We start from the raw sequence: 14914 nt of genomic DNA on the forward strand, positions 1-14914 counted from the left end.
CGGTCGGTATATAAGTATCCTCTGTGGGTTCGTCCAGTGCCTGGCGTCAGGCGCTGGCCGGCCGCTCTTCATAGGTCGGCAGAAACAGATACATCGTACGGCTGGTAAAATACCAGCGCCCATCGATGCGTGCGAACTTGTCGTGATACTCGCATACGATATGGCCGAATCCAGGGGCGGTCGGGCTTTCCATCATGCACCATCCGGTCGCACGCTCGCCGTCGACTTCGATGATCTCGTTGTGGATCAGGGGATAGACGGCACCGCGCTTGCCGATCGACGGTGCAAGGAACGCGGCGAGATTGTCCCGACCCTTCACCACGGCGCGCTTGCCCGGCCCCGCAGGGCCGTCGAACACGCAATCCTCGGTGAAGAGGCCCGCGACGCCCCGATAGTCGCCATTCACCGCGAAGCGCGCGTAGCGTGATCGCAACTCACTGATCTCGGTGCGTGATTCGACGCGGTCGAGCCGCTCGGTGATGGTCAGTGGCTTCTTGGGCGCTGCCAACACTGTGGCGGGCAGCGCGGCGGCGACCACCACGGCGCCGCCGAGGGCCACGACATGACGTCGGCTGATCTCTTCCATATGTCCTCTCCTGCCAGGTCCAGCGCACCAGTTCGATCCACTTAATATCCCTTCGAAAGATCGATCTCGTTTTCGAGCGGCCGACCTTCCAGGAAAGCGTTCAGATTGCGCAGGAACAGGTCGGCGGCGCGGCGGAACAATCCGGTCTGCGCCCGACCGGACAGGTGCATCGTCACGATCGCGTTCGGCGCCTTCCACAGCGGATCGTCTGGGGTCAGCGGTTCGGGGTCGGTGACGTCGAGGAAGGCGCCGCCGATCCGCCCTTCGCGCAACGCCTCGATCAGTGGCTCGCGATCGATCAAGGGACCGCGCGCGATGTTCACCAGCCACGCGGTCGGCTTCATCCGCGCGATCACGGCGGCATCGACCAAAGCCCTGGTCTCGTCGGTCGAGGGCGCGGCGATGACGATGAAGTCATAGTCGCCGGCTTTGTCCTGCCACTCGTGCGGCCCCATCGTGCCGTCACCCGGGCGTGGAGTGTTGCGGACCGCGTCGACCCGCATCTCGAACGCGCGGAGCCGATCGGCGATCTTGGCGCCGATATGGCCGAGCCCGACGACGAGCGCGCGGGCGCCTTCCAGCTCGATCTTGCCCGGCGAGTCGGGTAGCCATTCGGCGCGGTCATGCGCGCGCACCACCTCGTCGAAGCGCTTCGCGCCCACCAGCACGCCCATTACCGCATATTCGGCGACGACCGACGCGTTGATCCCTGCGCCGTTGGTCAGTCGCACATTGTTCGCCCGCAACGTATCGAGCGGCAGATGCTCGATCCCTGCACCGATCACGTGCGTCCAGCGCAGCCGATCGGCCTTCGCGAAGACGTTCATGGTCCGCTGTTGCGCGCGATGATCGAACCAGGCGACGTCGACGTGGGGAGCGCCTTCGAAATTGTCCTCAACGCTGTCGAAGAAGCGCACCTCGACCCCGACGGGCAATCGCCCTTCGATATCATGACGCACGAAAGCCGGCAGGCCGACGATCAGGGGCTTGGTGATTTCGCCCATTTTTCCTCTCCCCATCTCTTCCGAATGTGGACAGCGCCACTCTAGCCGATAGAGTTATCTCAAATACAAGCGAGGATATCGGGGATGGTGTTGGCGGCAGCAAGCGAGAGTGAGTTTTCCGGACATCCGGGGCTGCAGACGCGCCACCCGCGCGCGATCCTCACGCTCGGCATCCTGCTGGTCTTCACGATCCTGTCCTATGTCGATCGAATGGTGCTGGTGCTTCTGATCGATCCGATCAAGCGCAGCCTGTTGATCAGCGACGTGCAGGTCAGCCTGCTCCAGGGGCTCGCCTTCGCCTTGTGTTTCTCGATTGCGGGGTTGCCGCTCGGCTGGCTGGCGGATCGCTTCTCGCGGCGCTGGATCATCTATTGCGGCATCACCGCCTGGTCCTTCGCGACGGCGGCGGGCGGCCTTGCGAGCAGCTTTGGCGAACTCTTCCTCGCGCGCTTCTGCGTCGGCGTGGGGGAGGCGGCCCTGGCGCCCGCGGCCTACACCATGCTCGCCGATCTCTTCCCCCGGCGGCAGCTTGCGGCGGCGACGGGCGTGCTGGCGACGGGCGGGGCGATCGGCGGCGGTTCCGCCGTGCTGGCGGGTGGTCTGGTCGTCGCTTGGGCCGAACAGGCCGGCATGGTGACGTTGCCGCTGATTGGCACGGTGCAGCCGTGGCAGCTCGTCTTCCTCAGCTTCGGCGTTCCCGGCATTCTCGCGGCATTCCTCATCTTCCTCGCGCCCGAGACGCGGCACATGGCACCTCCGTCGCAGGGCGGGACGGAGGCGGGTTTCGGGAGCTGGCTCTCGGCCAACCGGCTGTTCGTATCGACCCTTGTCGTCGGGACGGGTGGACTGGGTATCCTTGCTTATGCCGTCACCAACTGGACGCCGGCCTATTTGTCGCGTGCGTTGGGGCTCGATCCGCGTGAGATCGGGCTGACCCTGGGCCTGGTGCAGCTTTTCGCGGGCATCGTCGGCTTTGCGGGTTCGGGCGTCCTGATCGACTGGCTCACCGCGCGCAACCTGCGCAACGCCACCTATTCCTATCTGATCGCGAGCGCGGTGGTCAGCGGGGCGATGGCGGTGATCGCTTTTGCCTTCGCGCCGAGCCTGACGGTCGTGATGATCTGTCTCGGCCTGTTCCATATGGCGATCCCGTTCACGACGGCGATGATCGCGGGGGTGCAGGCCGGCACCCCGCGGGCCTATCGTGGACGCATGATCGCGATCATGAACCTGGCGGCGTCGCTGGTCGGCATGATCCTCGGCCCCTGGAGCGTGGCGATGCTGACGGACCATGTGTTCGTCGATCCGGCCAAGGTCGGCCTGTCGGTCGCGATCGTGTGCGGCGTGACCGCGCCGATCTGTGTGCTGATCTATCTTGCGGGGTTCCGCTCAGCGGCGCGGGCCATGGACTCGGTACGGAAGAGCGGCGAATGAGCGACATTCAGGCACAGGTGAGCGAGGCCGAATGGGCGGCGCGGGTCGAACTCGCGGCTTTCTATCGCATCATCCACCGGCTCGGCATGACCGACATGATCTATAACCATGTCACGCTCAAGGTGCCGGGCGAGGAGGGGGCTTTCCTGATCAACGCCTTCGGCCTGGATTATTCGGAGATGACCGCGTCGAGCCTCGTGAAGATCGATCTCGATGGCACCATCCTCCTCCCGCCGCCGCACGATTATGGCATCAACTATGCGGGGCTGGTGATCCACAGTGCGATCCACGGCGCGCGTCCCGATCTCCACTGCGTCGCCCATACGCACACCCGCGCTGGCGTCGCCGTGTCCAGCCTCGAATGCGGGCTGCTGCCCATCAACCAGAACGCGCTGCGTTTCGCGGGCGACCTTGGCTATCACGATTATGAAGGCCCGGCCTTTCGCATGGAGGAGCGCGATCGGCTGATCGCCAATCTCGGCACCGCCAACAACATGATCCTGCGTAACCACGGCCTGATCGCGGGTGGGCGCGATGTCGCCCAATGCTACGTTAACCTGTGGAGCCTCGAGACCGCGTGCCGGATGCAGATCGACACTATGGCCTGCGGTACGCCGATCCACGCCGTGAGCGAGGAGGCGATCGAGGAGAGCAAGCGCATCTACAAGCTTGCCAACGATCCCGACGGCATGGGCAGCTACACCGGCGCGAAGCTCGAATGGGCGGCGGCGCTGCGCCTGCTCGATCGCGAGGATGGCAGTTACCGGAACTGATGCTCAGACGGCCAGCGCCATCGGCCGGGCATAGCTGCTCTCGCCCATCAGCATCGCCATCGCGCGCGCCTCTCTGGCCATGTGCAGCCGTATCATCTTGATCAGGTTCAGCGCCTCGGGCTTGTATGTGGCCCAGTCGCACACTCCGCTCTGGGTCCAGCGTGCGACATAAGCGCGAAACTCGTCGCCCAGCTTGATGCAGCGGGCCTTGAGTTCCTTCGCGGCTTTGATCTGATCGGGCATTCCGCGCGCGATCATCGGGTCCAGAACCTCGGCATGTTTGTAATATTGATAGCTGGTCATGGCGCGCAGCAATTCCCAGCGCTTCTGGCTCATCGAATAGCTGTCGCTCGCCGATCCATGCAGCAGTATTTGCTCGGCACCTTCCATGATGCCGAGGATCTTGCGCTGATGCTCCGCCAGCAGTTCGAGAGCGCCCCTTGCTTCCATGATGGGAAGCCTTGGGAGGCCAGGGTAACTGAAACCTTACCGAAGGGCTTTCAGTTCGACCAAAGTCGCGCGACTACGGGGGTTTACGGAGGGGATTTCAGGCCGATATGCCGATCGTTGCCGTGCCGGTCTAACCGCCAACACGCTGCCGAGAAGGACGGCGTCATCGCCGCGATCTTGCCCTTCGTCGCCTTTGGCGCCACGTGCCCCCGGCGGGGGAGGAATGGGAATGCTCGCGCGTTAAGCCGGGATCAGCCCCAGCACCTGATCGCCTAGGCCGATCGGATCGAAAGGTTTGGTGATGACGCCCTTGGCGCCCTGCGCGATATAATCGTCGATGTCCTGCGGCCGCGCGCGCGCCGTTACGAAGATGACGGGCAAGTCGGCGGTGTCGGGATTGGCTTTCAGCCGCGCCAGCACGTCCGGCCCGGTCAGCCCCGGCATCATCACGTCGATCATCGCAAGATCGGGGCGCCATCCTTCGTCGATCAGGATCGCCAGCGCCTGTTCGCCCGATTCCGCCGTGCGGACGTCCAGGCCGGGCTTCAGCTTCAACGACATCTCGACGATCAGCCGGATGTCCGGTTCGTCGTCGACATAAAGGATCGATGTCATGCGGCCTCCCTCCGCTTTTCCAATATCTCGTTCACCGCGGCCACCAGATCGGGCAGCGATCGGCGCGATTTGACGAGGACAGCGTCGACATTGCCGCGCACGCGATCGTCGACGTCCTGCGCGGTATAGACGACGATCGGCAGGCTATTCCCGGCCCCATCGACGAGCTTGGGCAGCATGCTGGCGCCGTTGCCGTCGGGAAGGCCGAGGTCGAGCACGACCAGATCGGGCGGATAACGTTCGAGCAGCCCGGTCGCCTCGTCGATGCTGTGCGCGGTGATGACGCGGCCATGCCCGGCCATCGCACGGACGAACAGTTCGCGGGTATCGCCATCGTCGTCGACGTGCAGGACCAGCGGCAGATCGCGGCCCGCCCGGTCGAGCGCACGTTCGACCGCGTGGATCAGACGATTGGTGTCGAAGGGCTTGCGCAGCCAGTCGATGATCTCTGCGCTCGGAATATCCTCGACCTCGCGGCTCGGCGGCGCGCCGGAGATGACGATGACGGGCTGGCGGCGCGTCCCATCATTCGGCCCGGTATGAAGCGCGCGCAGCACGTCGGCGCCGTCGGAATCTGACAGGGTCATGTCGAGCAGGATGACGTCATAGCGATAGTTGCGCGCCAGGCTAGCGGCCTCCTGCACGCTGGGCGCCAGATCGCTGTCATAGCCCTTGCTGGCCAGCATCGTGCGCACCGTTTCGCCGACATCGGCATCGTCCTCGCACACGAGGATGCGGTAGAAACGGTTGCGTGCGCGATCGGCCGGATTGGCGAGATAGGGGACCGAGAAGCCGAAGCACGCGCCTGCACCCTCGACGTTCTCGAACCAGATTTCGCCGCCGTGCGTGTGGACGATTTCCCGCGAGATGGCGAGGCCGAGGCCGGTGCCCGCGATCATCTTCGCCTCAGGCTGTGCGCCCTGGGCGAAGCGGCCGAAGATGTGGGGTGCGAATTCGGGCGCGATGCCCGGCCCCTTGTCGGTGATCCGGACGACATAGCGGTCTGTCTCGTCGACGATCTCGATGTCGATCGTCGATCCGTCGGGCGAATATTTGATCGCGTTGGATAACAGGTTGGTCGTGACCTGGATGAGCCGCTCCACATCGGCGTGCACCATCGCCGGCGCATCGGTCAGATGCTGCGCGATGTCGATCTGCTTACGATCGGCCAGGCCGTTCATCGCCTGGGTGGCGCGGATCGCGACATCGCGCAGATCGATCGTCACCTGATCGAAGGCGAGCTTGCCGGTGCGCAGTTGATCGATGTCGAGGATGTCGTTGATCAGCCGGATCAGCCGCTGGCAATTGTTCTCCGCGATCTCCGCAAGCCGTTGGGCAGGGGGCGGCAGATCGCCCGCCGCGCCGCCGCGCAGCAGGCTGAGCGAGCCGAGCACCGAGGTCAGCGGTGTACGCAGTTCGTGGCTGACGGTCGATATGAACTCGTCCTTCAGCCGCTCGACCTGCTTGCGGGCCGATGCGTCGCGGAGGGCGGCGACGATGTGGACCCCGTCGGGCAGCGGCATGACGCTCAGCACGACATCGAGCGCGATCGTGTTGCCGTTAGCGCAATGCCCCACCAGATCCATCCGCGCAGGATGGTCGAGCGTGCCCTCGCGATAGCCGACCCGGTCCAGGAAACTGCCTTCGCCGGGCGCCAGTTCGACCAGCGTCGATATGTCGCGGCGCAGGAGGTTTTCGGTGCGATAGCCGAAGATCGTTTCCGCTGCCGGATTGATCGTCTCGATACTGCCGCTGGGATTGATCAGGATGATCGCGTCGCTGACGCTGTTGAAGATCGCGTGCTGGCGCGCGGCGGCATCGGCGGCGTCGAGCGCGAGTTCGTTGCGCAGGCGCCGATTCTGCCCGAACATATAGCCGGCGATGGCGACGATTGCCGCGATGATCGCGATCGCCAGCCAGATCAGCTGTTGCGTTGCGCTCGTGCGCTCGGCATTTTTGCGCACATTGGCTTCCAGCAGCCGGCTTTCGTCCGCGATGAGCTTAGCGACCCGTGTTCGGATATCGTCCATCAGCCGCTTGCCGGCGCCTTCGGACAGCCGGTCGCGCGCGATCGTGAAGCCCTGGCGGTCGCGCAGTTCTATCACCTCTTGCATCTCGGCGAGTTTGACCTGGATCAGCGCCGCGAGCTGGCGCTCCTCCGCCCTGCCTTCGCTGTGCGGATTGCTGCGTTCCATGCGCGCGACCACTCCGGGCAGTCGAGCTCGGGCGTCCTCATATGGCTTCAGGAAACTGCGGTTGCCGCTGATGATATAGCCGCGCTGCCCGGTCTCGGCGTCCTGCACGAGCGAGAAGAGCTGCTCGATATCGCGGCGATGCTCGTAGGACTGGCGCGTCAGGATGCGCCCATCCTCCGCGCGGCCATATTCGCCGCCCAGCCACACCGCCATCATCGCCAGGATCATCGGCCCGAGGGCAGCGAGTGCGAAAATCTGAAGCCAACTCGGACGGATCTGTCGGCGTCTCCTCACGGCATGGCGCCTGTCAGGGGGCGGACCATCAATATGGCCTGGGTGCGATTGGTGACGCCCAGCTTGCGGAAGATCGCGGACAGATGCGCCTTGATCGTCGCCTCGGTGACGCCAAGTTCCGCCGCGATCTGCTTGTTCAGGTCGCCATGCGCCAGCGCCATCAGCACGCGGCGCTGCGCGTTGGACAGGCTGTCGATCCGCTTGCGAAGCTGCTCGGCCTCGTCGGCGCCGTCGTCGACGGGCGGGAAGAAGCTTCCCCCACGCAGCACCATGCTGATCGCGGCGACGATGGCGTCCAGCGGCTGGCGCTTCGATATGAAGCCCGATGCGCCCACGGCGCGCGCGGCAGACAGGATTTGCTTGCTGTCATGCGCCGAGATGATCGCGATCGGTACGCGGCCGAGCAGATGCTGTAATTTGAAGAAGCCGTTGAAGCCGTTGCTGTCGGGCAGCTCGTAATCGAGCAGAAGCAGCCGGTAATCATTGTGCTGCTGGATCAGGACTTCGGCGTCGGCGATCGATCCGGCGACGTCCACGACATAGCCCGGCTGATGCACACGGAGCGCTATCTGAATTCCTTCGTTGATCAGCGGGTGATCGTCGGCGATCAGGATGCGTCCAAGTGTCACGTTTTGCTCGTCTCTGATTGCGCGTCGGAGGCATCTTATGGATACCGCCCCACGGGGCGTAGTATAAGTTAACAGGAAGGTTCTTGGCCCATGCCAACGTCCGAGGAAAACTCCGTAATACTCCTTGTGGACGATGAACCCGCTTACGCGCAGATCATGTCGGCGCTCGCGCTTTCCATGGGCCATCGTCTGGAACATGTGGCCAGCGCCGCCGATCTGGACGAGCGGCTCGATGCCAAGGACTATGCGTTGATCCTGATGGACGTGGAAATGCCGGGGATCGACGGCTACGCGGCGACGGCGGCGATCCGATCGCGCGGCGGCTGGGCGACGGAGGTGCCGATCATCGCCTTCACGACGCTCGGCAAGTCACGCGACACCGATCGCTTCGTGGCGGCCGGGATGGACGGGGTCCTCGCCAAGCCGTTCGGGATCGTCGAATCTGCGGCCACGTTGCGGCAATGGCTGCACGACGGAAAGGCGCCGAAGAAAACCCGTCAGACGTTGGAGGCGCTGTTGGGTGCCGAACAGGCGGCCAGCATGTTCGATCGCTTCTACATCTCGCTCGAAGAGGCCGTCGAACTGGTCGACGCAGGGGGCGACAAGGCGCGGATCGGGCACAAGATCGGTGGTCTCGCGGGCACCCTGGGCCTCAGCGTTCTCAGCGCGGGCTGGCTGGCGCTGCAGGATGGGGCGGACCATGCCTGGCCAACGGTGCGCGCTTTGTCCCGCGACGCGATTGCGCGCCACACCGGTTAGTTAATATGACATTTTTGTTACAGACATCCGGGCGCGAATCGCCTAGGGGCTGAGCCGCCAGAGAGGGAATCATCATCCGCCAGATCGCTGCCTTACCCTACCGAATCGGGACTGACGGACGGGCTGAGGTGTTGCTGATCACGTCGAGAGAGACGCGCCGGTGGATCATTCCGAAGGGCAACAAAATGCGCGGCTATGCCCCTCACGAGGCGGCGGCGCAGGAAGCCTATGAAGAGGCAGGCGTCCGGGGAATCCCGTGTCCCACGGCGTTGGGAGCCTTTGTTTATTTGAAACGGCGGCGAAATGGTGCAGATCGGCACACGACCGTCGACGTCTTTCCGCTCAAATTTCTGTTCCAGGCAGACGACTGGCCCGAACGTAACCAAAGAGAAATACGGTGGTTCGCGCTTGACGAAGCCGCCGCCGCAGTGGACGAGCCAGATCTCAAGACGCTGATCGCCACCTTCCGGATACCGCCACCCACGCCGGGTGTCGCTCAGCGGATGGTGCCGGTCGTGCGATCACGTTTGAGCGAGGTGATCCCGATGCTGCGCTGGTTCCAGGCACTCATGCCGTCCCAGGGTCGTTTTTTCGAACAGTTTGAATCGCATTCGGCGCTGCTGGTCGCAGGCGCGGAGGCTCTCGCGCAGCTGCTGCAGGGCGACGACATCGCCACGCATATCCGCACGATCGTCGATCGCGAGCATGATGCGGACGAGATCACCCGCGACGTCCTGATGGACGTGCGCCGGATCTTCGTGACGCCGTTCGATCGCAGCGCGATCACCGGACTGATCGGCGTCATGGACGACGCGATCGACCAGATGAACAAGACCGCCAAGGCGATCGAACTTTACGAGGTCACCAGCTTTGAACCGCAGATGCGCGACATGAGCGGCATCATCGTCGAAGCCGCGCGTATCACCGCGGAGGCGATCCCACTGCTGCGCTCCATCGGATCGAACGGCGCGCGGCTCCATTCGCTGACCGAACGGCTGATCAAGATCGAAGGCGATGCCGACGATATCCACGATGCCGGCATCAAGGCGCTGTTCAAGGCCAGCGAAGGCAGCGATGCGTTGCGCTTCGTCGTGGGCCGCGAAATTTACAGCCATCTGGAGCGCATCGTCGACAGGTTCGAGGATGTCGCCAACGAGATCCAGGGTCTCGTCATCGATCACGCATAAGGGATCAGGGACATGATGATTTCCCTGACTGCGCTCTATGCGCTGATCGCGATCGCGCTGCTGTTCGATTTCCTGAACGGGCTGCACGACGCGGCCAATTCGATCGCAACGATCGTGTCGACGCGCGTGCTCAAGCCGCAATATGCGGTGCTGTGGGCGGCCTTCTTCAACTTCATCGCCTTCCTGTTCTTCGGCCTTCACGTCGCGCAGACGGTGGGCAAGGGGATCGTCGTCGCTGAAATCGTCGATGCCTATGTGATCTTCGGCGCGCTGATGGGCGCGATCATCTGGAATGTCATCACCTGGGTGCTGGGTATCCCGTCGTCGTCCAGCCACGCGCTGATTGGCGGCCTGCTGGGGGCTGGCGTGGCCAAGGTCGGATCGGCGGCGGTCGTGTGGGGCGGCGTGATCAAGACGGTGTCGGCGATCGTGATCTCGCCCGCTTTGGGCCTGTCGCTCGCGCTGCTGCTGGTGCTGATCGTCGCGTGGACGACGTTGGGCATGACCCCGCTCGCGGTCGACAAAAGGTTCCGCAAGCTCCAGCTCGTCTCGGCGTCGCTCTACTCGCTCGGCCATGGTGGCAACGATGCGCAGAAGACGATGGGGATCATCACCGTGCTGCTCTACTCTCAGGGCATGCTCAGCGGCGATTTCAACGTGCCCTTCTGGGTCGTGATCTCGTGCCAGGCGGCGATGGGGCTCGGCACGCTCGCGGGCGGATGGAAGATCGTCCACACGATGGGGTCGAAGATCACGCGGCTCACCCCCGCGCAGGGCTTCTGCGCGGAGACGGGTGGCGCGATCACCCTGTTCGGCTTTACCTGGCTGGGCATTCCGGTGTCGACCACGCACACGATCACCGGCGCCATCGTCGGCGTGGGCGCGGCGCGGCGGCTGTCGGCGGTCCGCTGGAACGTCGCGAGCAGCATCGTCGTGGCGTGGGTCGTGACGCTGCCGGCAGCGGGGCTGATCGCCGCCGCATTTTACTGGCTTGCGAAACTCGTCTTCTGATCGATCGTTGGCCGGGTCATCCTGTGGAGGCCCGATGCGCATTCCGTTCGTCCTGCTTTTTCTGGCGGCCGCACCCGTCGGGGCCGCGCCCTACACGCTCCTGCCGGGCGGGCAGGGCTATGATGGCCTCCAGGCGGCGGTCGATGCGGTGGGGGATGGCGACGCCACGATCCTGATCGCCCCTGGCGTCCATCGTGACTGCGCGGTCCAGAGCGCAGGCCGCATCACCTATCGCGGCGCCATACCCGGCAAGACAATCTTCGAACGCGCGGCGTGTGAGGAGAAGGCAAGCCTGGTCCTGCGCGGGCGCGGCGCGGTGGTCGAAGGGCTGCTCTTCCGCCGGCTCGGCGTCAGCGATGGCAATGCGGCGGGCATCAGGCTCGAAAAAGGGCCGCTGGTCGTCACCAACAGTATTTTCCGCGATTCCGAACAGGGCATATTGGGCAACGACGATCCGCAATCGGATATCCGGATCGATCGATCGACCTTCTCGGGACTTGGCCGCTGCGATCGCGACCTTGCCTGCGCCCATTCGATCTATATCGGTCACTATAAAAGTCTGACGATCACCCGCAGCCGCTTCGATCGCGGGCGCGGCGGCCATTATGTGAAAAGCCGCTCGGGCCGCATCGCGATCAGCGACAGCAGCTTCGACGACACGCGCGGCCACACCACCAACTATATGGTCGACCTGCCCGCCGGCGCCACCGGCACGATCCAGCGCAACATCTTCGTCCAGGGCCGCGATAAGGAGAACCACTCCGCCTTCGTCGCAGTCGGCGCGGAATCGCGCGACAATCCGTCGGCTGGCCTTGCCGTCGTCGGCAACCGCGCGCATCAGGCGCCCGGCCTCACTTGGCCAGCGGCGCTCGTCGCGGACTGGACCAAGTACCCGATGCGGATCGAACGCAACGTCATCAGCCCCCGCATCGCCGAATATCGCGGCGCCGAAGGGGCCGAGCCGCCGAGCCTGAAACGCGATATCCGCCGCGTCCTGGCGGCGGTGAGGGACAAGCTGCTGGGTTAATTACTCCGCCGCCTCCGCCCGCCAGTCTTTCACGCCCAGCACCGGCTCGCCCATGATCGTCAGCCGGTGCATCTTGCGCGGCGCCGTGTAGTCCGCGACGGCATAATGCTGGGTGAAGCGATTGTCCCAGATCGCGACCGTGTGCGGTGTCCAGCGATAGCGCACCTGCACGTCGGGTATCGTCGCCAGCGTGCAGAACATGTCGATCAGCTGCTGGCTCTCGACCTTGCTGACGCCGAGGATGCGCTGCGAAAAGACGCTGTTGACGTAAAGCGCGCGTCGCCCGGTGCGCGGGTTCACGCGCACGACCGGGTGGACATGTTCGAACCGGTTGATCGCCTGCACCACCTGCAGTTCGTCCGCGAGTCTCCGGAGCGGTTCGGCCATCAGCTCATAGGCGGCATACATGCTCGCCCAGATCGTATCGCCACCGATCGGGGGCAGGTGGACCGGCTTGATCGTGGTCGCATAAGGCGGGCGTTCGAGATAGCAGGCGTCGCTGTGCCAGCTGTCGGTGTAGAGGCCGCGCACCGTGCCGGGCTTCATCTCGACGATCTGGACCGCGGGCTCGTCCTGCTTCTCGTTGGACAGCAAGACGAGATTGTCGAGATCGCCGACCACCTGACCATAGGTCTTGAACTGTTCCTCGCTCAGATCCTGCCCTTCGAAGAACAGCACCAGATGCTCCTCCAGAAGATCGCGGATCATCGGCCGGTCGGCGATCGTCAGGTCGCGCAGGTCGAGGCCCGTCACGCGGACGCCCAGATAGGGGCCAAGCCGTTCGATATGCATGGGCGCTCTCCTTGGCACCCGGTCATCGCGTGCCGGGCTTGGGCTGCAGGATATCATCGCGCAGCCGCCCGCACAGCGCCCTGTCGCCCGTGCTTGCCTTTTGTCGCCCTTGCCCCACATGAAGGCGCATGGAGATCGTCAAGCTCGCCCCCGGCGCACAGCCCCCCGAAACGGCCGACTATGTCGCCATCGTCGAGGAGGACGGCCAGTTCGGCTTCAGTGGCCAGATCGAGAAGATCCACGGCCCTATGAAGGCCAGCGTCTACCTGATCGGTCCCGAATGGTATCCCAGCTTCGACGAGGCGCTTACGGCCGGCCTCGTCTGGGCGGACAGCCACGGCGCGGGCCGGATCTACGTCGAGGTGGCGGCTTAATTAAATCCTCCGCCGGAGGGGGAGGGGGACCGCGAAGCGGTGGAGGGGTATTCGCAACAAGCGTATCGCTGCCGGCCAATACCCCTCCGTCAGTCCTTCGGACTGCCACCTCCCCCTCCGGGGGAGGATCAGAAATCAGCGCTTGCAGCTGTCCGCCGCACTCGCATCGAGATCTAGGCAGCGGCCGTCGATCTCGGGCGTCGTTACGGGCAAGCCGATCAGCGCGGCGAGCGTCGGCAGGATGTCGACCGTCTCGATCGGGTTCGGCTGTTCGAAGCCATGCGCGTTGGGCCACCAGAACAGGATCGGCACGCGACGGTCATAGTCCCACGGGCTGCCATGCGTCGCGACCGAACCGCGCGCCGGATCGGGGATCGGCGTGACGTTGGGCTTGAGCAGGACGATCAGGTCGCCCGAGCGGCCGGGATGATAGCTCGCCGCCGCGCGATCGAGCAGGCTCCATTCGGTTACGGGCATCGTCGTCGGTTTGTAGCCCACGAAATCCTCGGCGGTGAAGACCGCGCCGACCTGCGGATCGGCCGACAGCCGCGTCTTGGTCGCTTCGATCGCGCGCTTGCGGTCGCGGTCGGACAGGCCCTTGGAGATGTAGAAGTCGCCGAAGCTGCCGCCGCCATAGACAGTCACGCCGTCGAGCTTGAGCGCCTGCGTGATCGCGGCATCGACGACCTTGGGCGCCTTGTCCGGATCGACCCGCATGTCCGACGGCAGGCCGTGGATGCGGTTGCGCTCGGGCAGGTCATGCCCGCCATGATCGGCGGTCAGCACGACGACATACGGGATCTTTGCGGCATTGAGCTTGGTGAAGAAGGTGCCGAGGATCTGATCGACCAGCATTACCTGACCGCAGCTTTCCGGGCCTTCGGTGCCGAAGGTGTGGCCGACTGCGTCGGTGGCGGAAAGGCCGATCGACAGCACGTCGGGCGCCTCGCCACGGCCCAGCTTCATCTCGTCGACCAGCGCGGAGGCTAGGTCGATCGTCGACTGATCATATTCGGGCGAAACGCGCCACGCGCCCTTGTCGCCCGCCTTGCGCGCCGGGATCGGCACGCCCACGGCCTTGTTCGGCGACACCGGCACCGCCGACACGCGCGTCTGGCAGATCGGGGGCAGGACGTAGGGCTTGCCGGCGCGGGCGAGCTGCGCGGCGATGCGCGCATTCGCGGCCTTCACCGCCGGGGTTTGGGCCTTGCCGACGAAGCTGGCGAAATGATCCTTGTCCCACCACCACATCTGATCGGCATTGTGCCCGCCCATCATCAGCGCGGCGCGATCCTTGCCCGCGACCGAAACGACGCGCGAAGCCGGATTGGCGGCCTTCATGCGATCGCCCAGCGTCGGCATCAGCAGGTGGACCGGCGAGACGGTATAGTGGTCCGAGCTCGATCCGGGGACGGTCTCGTCCTCCGAACAGTAGATCGTCTTGTCGGCGCGCGCGACGGACAGGTCCATCCAGTCGTTCGCGATGATGCCGGTCTTCGCGGGGTGCGCGCCGGTCAGGATCGTCGAGTGGCCGGGGCAGGTCTCGGTCGCCGCATGGCTCTGATAGCCCGAGGGGAAGACCACGCCCTGCGTCAGCGTCTTGAGGCCGCCCGTATAATATTGGCGATATTCGCTGAAAAGATCGGCCGAAAACTGGTCGACCGAGACGGCGACGATCAGCTTGGGCGTGGGCGGCGGGACGGTTGCGGGCGTCGCCGCGAGGGCCGGGGTGGCGATCGTGGCGAGCAACGCGCCGAGCAGCTTCTTCATTCGTCCCTCTTAAA

15 protein-coding genes are annotated in these 14914 nt (G+C 64.6%); 7 read left to right on the plus strand and 8 right to left on the minus strand.

All coding sequences use genetic code 11. The features are described 5' to 3' along the window. Positions 1–46: 46 nt before the first annotated feature. Positions 47–586, minus strand: a complete 540-nt coding sequence (locus FYJ91_RS10590; protein ID WP_149522192.1) for a nuclear transport factor 2 family protein — start codon at positions 584–586, stop codon at positions 47–49. Between the two features lie 41 nt (positions 587–627). Further along, positions 628–1590, minus strand: a complete 963-nt coding sequence (locus FYJ91_RS10595) for a D-2-hydroxyacid dehydrogenase (RefSeq protein WP_181008447.1) — start codon at positions 1588–1590, stop codon at positions 628–630. An 84-nt stretch (positions 1591–1674) separates the two neighbouring features. On the opposite strand from FYJ91_RS10595, the gene FYJ91_RS10600 reads away from it, so the two are divergent. Then, positions 1675–3024, plus strand: coding sequence for an MFS transporter (locus FYJ91_RS10600; protein WP_149522193.1), 1350 nt, complete (start codon positions 1675–1677; stop codon positions 3022–3024). Continuing rightward, on the plus strand, positions 3021–3797 hold the full coding sequence (locus FYJ91_RS10605; RefSeq protein WP_149522194.1) for a class II aldolase/adducin family protein: 777 nt from the start codon (positions 3021–3023) through the stop codon (positions 3795–3797). Before FYJ91_RS10600 ends, FYJ91_RS10605 begins: the two co-directional genes overlap by 4 nt. A 3-nt stretch (positions 3798–3800) precedes the next feature. Here the strand turns inward: FYJ91_RS10605 and FYJ91_RS10610 are convergent, their stop codons facing one another. The 4 genes from FYJ91_RS10610 to FYJ91_RS10625 all read right to left on the minus strand — a co-directional run bounded on the left by FYJ91_RS10610 (position 3801) and on the right by FYJ91_RS10625 (position 7980). Next, positions 3801–4247 carry a hypothetical protein gene (locus FYJ91_RS10610; protein WP_149522195.1) on the minus strand — a complete coding sequence of 149 codons (447 nt, stop codon included), beginning with the start codon at positions 4245–4247 and terminating at the stop codon, positions 3801–3803. A gap of 240 nt (positions 4248–4487) precedes the next feature. After that, positions 4488–4862, minus strand: coding sequence for a response regulator (locus FYJ91_RS10615; protein WP_149522196.1), 375 nt, complete (start codon positions 4860–4862; stop codon positions 4488–4490). Continuing rightward, on the minus strand, positions 4859–7351 hold the full coding sequence (locus FYJ91_RS10620) for a CHASE3 domain-containing protein (protein WP_246152558.1): 2493 nt from the start codon (positions 7349–7351) through the stop codon (positions 4859–4861). Before FYJ91_RS10620 ends, FYJ91_RS10615 begins: the two co-directional genes overlap by 4 nt. Then, positions 7348–7980 (minus strand): response regulator transcription factor, encoded by a 633-nt coding sequence (locus tag FYJ91_RS10625; protein ID WP_149522197.1) that lies wholly within the window; start codon positions 7978–7980, stop codon positions 7348–7350. The genes FYJ91_RS10620 and FYJ91_RS10625 overlap by 4 nt, the downstream gene beginning before the upstream one ends. Before the next feature lie 126 nt (positions 7981–8106). On the opposite strand from FYJ91_RS10625, the gene FYJ91_RS10630 reads away from it, so the two are divergent. From FYJ91_RS10630 to FYJ91_RS10645, 4 genes are all read left to right on the plus strand, one after another. Further along, positions 8107–8739: a response regulator gene (locus tag FYJ91_RS10630; RefSeq protein WP_181008448.1), complete on the plus strand. Its 633-nt coding sequence runs from the start codon at positions 8107–8109 to the stop codon at positions 8737–8739. Between the two features lie 74 nt (positions 8740–8813). Further along, entirely contained in the window at positions 8814–9926 is a 1113-nt protein-coding gene (locus FYJ91_RS10635; protein ID WP_149522199.1) for a DUF47 family protein, read from the plus strand. A gap of 12 nt (positions 9927–9938) precedes the next feature. Continuing rightward, positions 9939–10937 (plus strand): inorganic phosphate transporter, encoded by a 999-nt coding sequence (locus FYJ91_RS10640; RefSeq protein ID WP_149522200.1) that lies wholly within the window; start codon positions 9939–9941, stop codon positions 10935–10937. Between the two features lie 34 nt (positions 10938–10971). Next, positions 10972–11964 (plus strand): right-handed parallel beta-helix repeat-containing protein, encoded by a 993-nt coding sequence (locus tag FYJ91_RS10645; protein ID WP_149522201.1) that lies wholly within the window; start codon positions 10972–10974, stop codon positions 11962–11964. Here FYJ91_RS10645 and FYJ91_RS10650 read toward each other — a convergent pair whose 3' ends face one another. After that, positions 11965–12756, minus strand: a complete 792-nt coding sequence (locus FYJ91_RS10650; protein WP_181008449.1) for a TauD/TfdA dioxygenase family protein — start codon at positions 12754–12756, stop codon at positions 11965–11967. A 128-nt stretch (positions 12757–12884) separates the two neighbouring features. On the opposite strand from FYJ91_RS10650, the gene FYJ91_RS10655 reads away from it, so the two are divergent. Further along, a complete protein-coding gene (locus FYJ91_RS10655; RefSeq protein WP_149522203.1) occupies positions 12885–13130 on the plus strand; it encodes a hypothetical protein in 246 nt (81 codons plus the stop codon). 135 nt (positions 13131–13265) lie between these two features. On the opposite strand, the gene FYJ91_RS10660 is transcribed toward FYJ91_RS10655, so the two are convergent. Continuing rightward, on the minus strand, positions 13266–14900 hold the full coding sequence (locus tag FYJ91_RS10660) for an alkaline phosphatase family protein (protein WP_149522204.1): 1635 nt from the start codon (positions 14898–14900) through the stop codon (positions 13266–13268). Positions 14901–14914 lie beyond the last annotated feature (14 nt).

Origin of the sequence: Sphingomonas montanisoli, assembly GCF_008274695.1 — a bacterium.
In the GTDB taxonomy this organism is placed as follows: domain Bacteria; phylum Pseudomonadota; class Alphaproteobacteria; order Sphingomonadales; family Sphingomonadaceae; genus Rhizorhabdus; species Rhizorhabdus montanisoli.

Coding starts and splice junctions, on each gene's coding strand:
- FYJ91_RS10590 (WP_149522192.1), bottom strand. CDS start 586: ATGGAAGAGATCAGCCGACGTCATGTCGTGGCCCTCGGCGGCGCCGTG.
- FYJ91_RS10595 (WP_181008447.1), bottom strand. CDS start 1,590: ATGGGCGAAATCACCAAGCCCCTGATCGTCGGCCTGCCGGCTTTCGTG.
- FYJ91_RS10600 (WP_149522193.1), top strand. CDS start 1,675: ATGGTGTTGGCGGCAGCAAGCGAGAGTGAGTTTTCCGGACATCCGGGG.
- FYJ91_RS10605 (WP_149522194.1), top strand. CDS start 3,021: ATGAGCGACATTCAGGCACAGGTGAGCGAGGCCGAATGGGCGGCGCGG.
- FYJ91_RS10610 (WP_149522195.1), bottom strand. CDS start 4,247: ATGGAAGCAAGGGGCGCTCTCGAACTGCTGGCGGAGCATCAGCGCAAG.
- FYJ91_RS10615 (WP_149522196.1), bottom strand. CDS start 4,862: ATGACATCGATCCTTTATGTCGACGACGAACCGGACATCCGGCTGATC.
- FYJ91_RS10640 (WP_149522200.1), top strand. CDS start 9,939: ATGATGATTTCCCTGACTGCGCTCTATGCGCTGATCGCGATCGCGCTG.
- FYJ91_RS10645 (WP_149522201.1), top strand. CDS start 10,972: ATGCGCATTCCGTTCGTCCTGCTTTTTCTGGCGGCCGCACCCGTCGGG.
- FYJ91_RS10650 (WP_181008449.1), bottom strand. CDS start 12,756: ATGCATATCGAACGGCTTGGCCCCTATCTGGGCGTCCGCGTGACGGGC.
- FYJ91_RS10655 (WP_149522203.1), top strand. CDS start 12,885: ATGGAGATCGTCAAGCTCGCCCCCGGCGCACAGCCCCCCGAAACGGCC.
- FYJ91_RS10660 (WP_149522204.1), bottom strand. CDS start 14,900: ATGAAGAAGCTGCTCGGCGCGTTGCTCGCCACGATCGCCACCCCGGCC.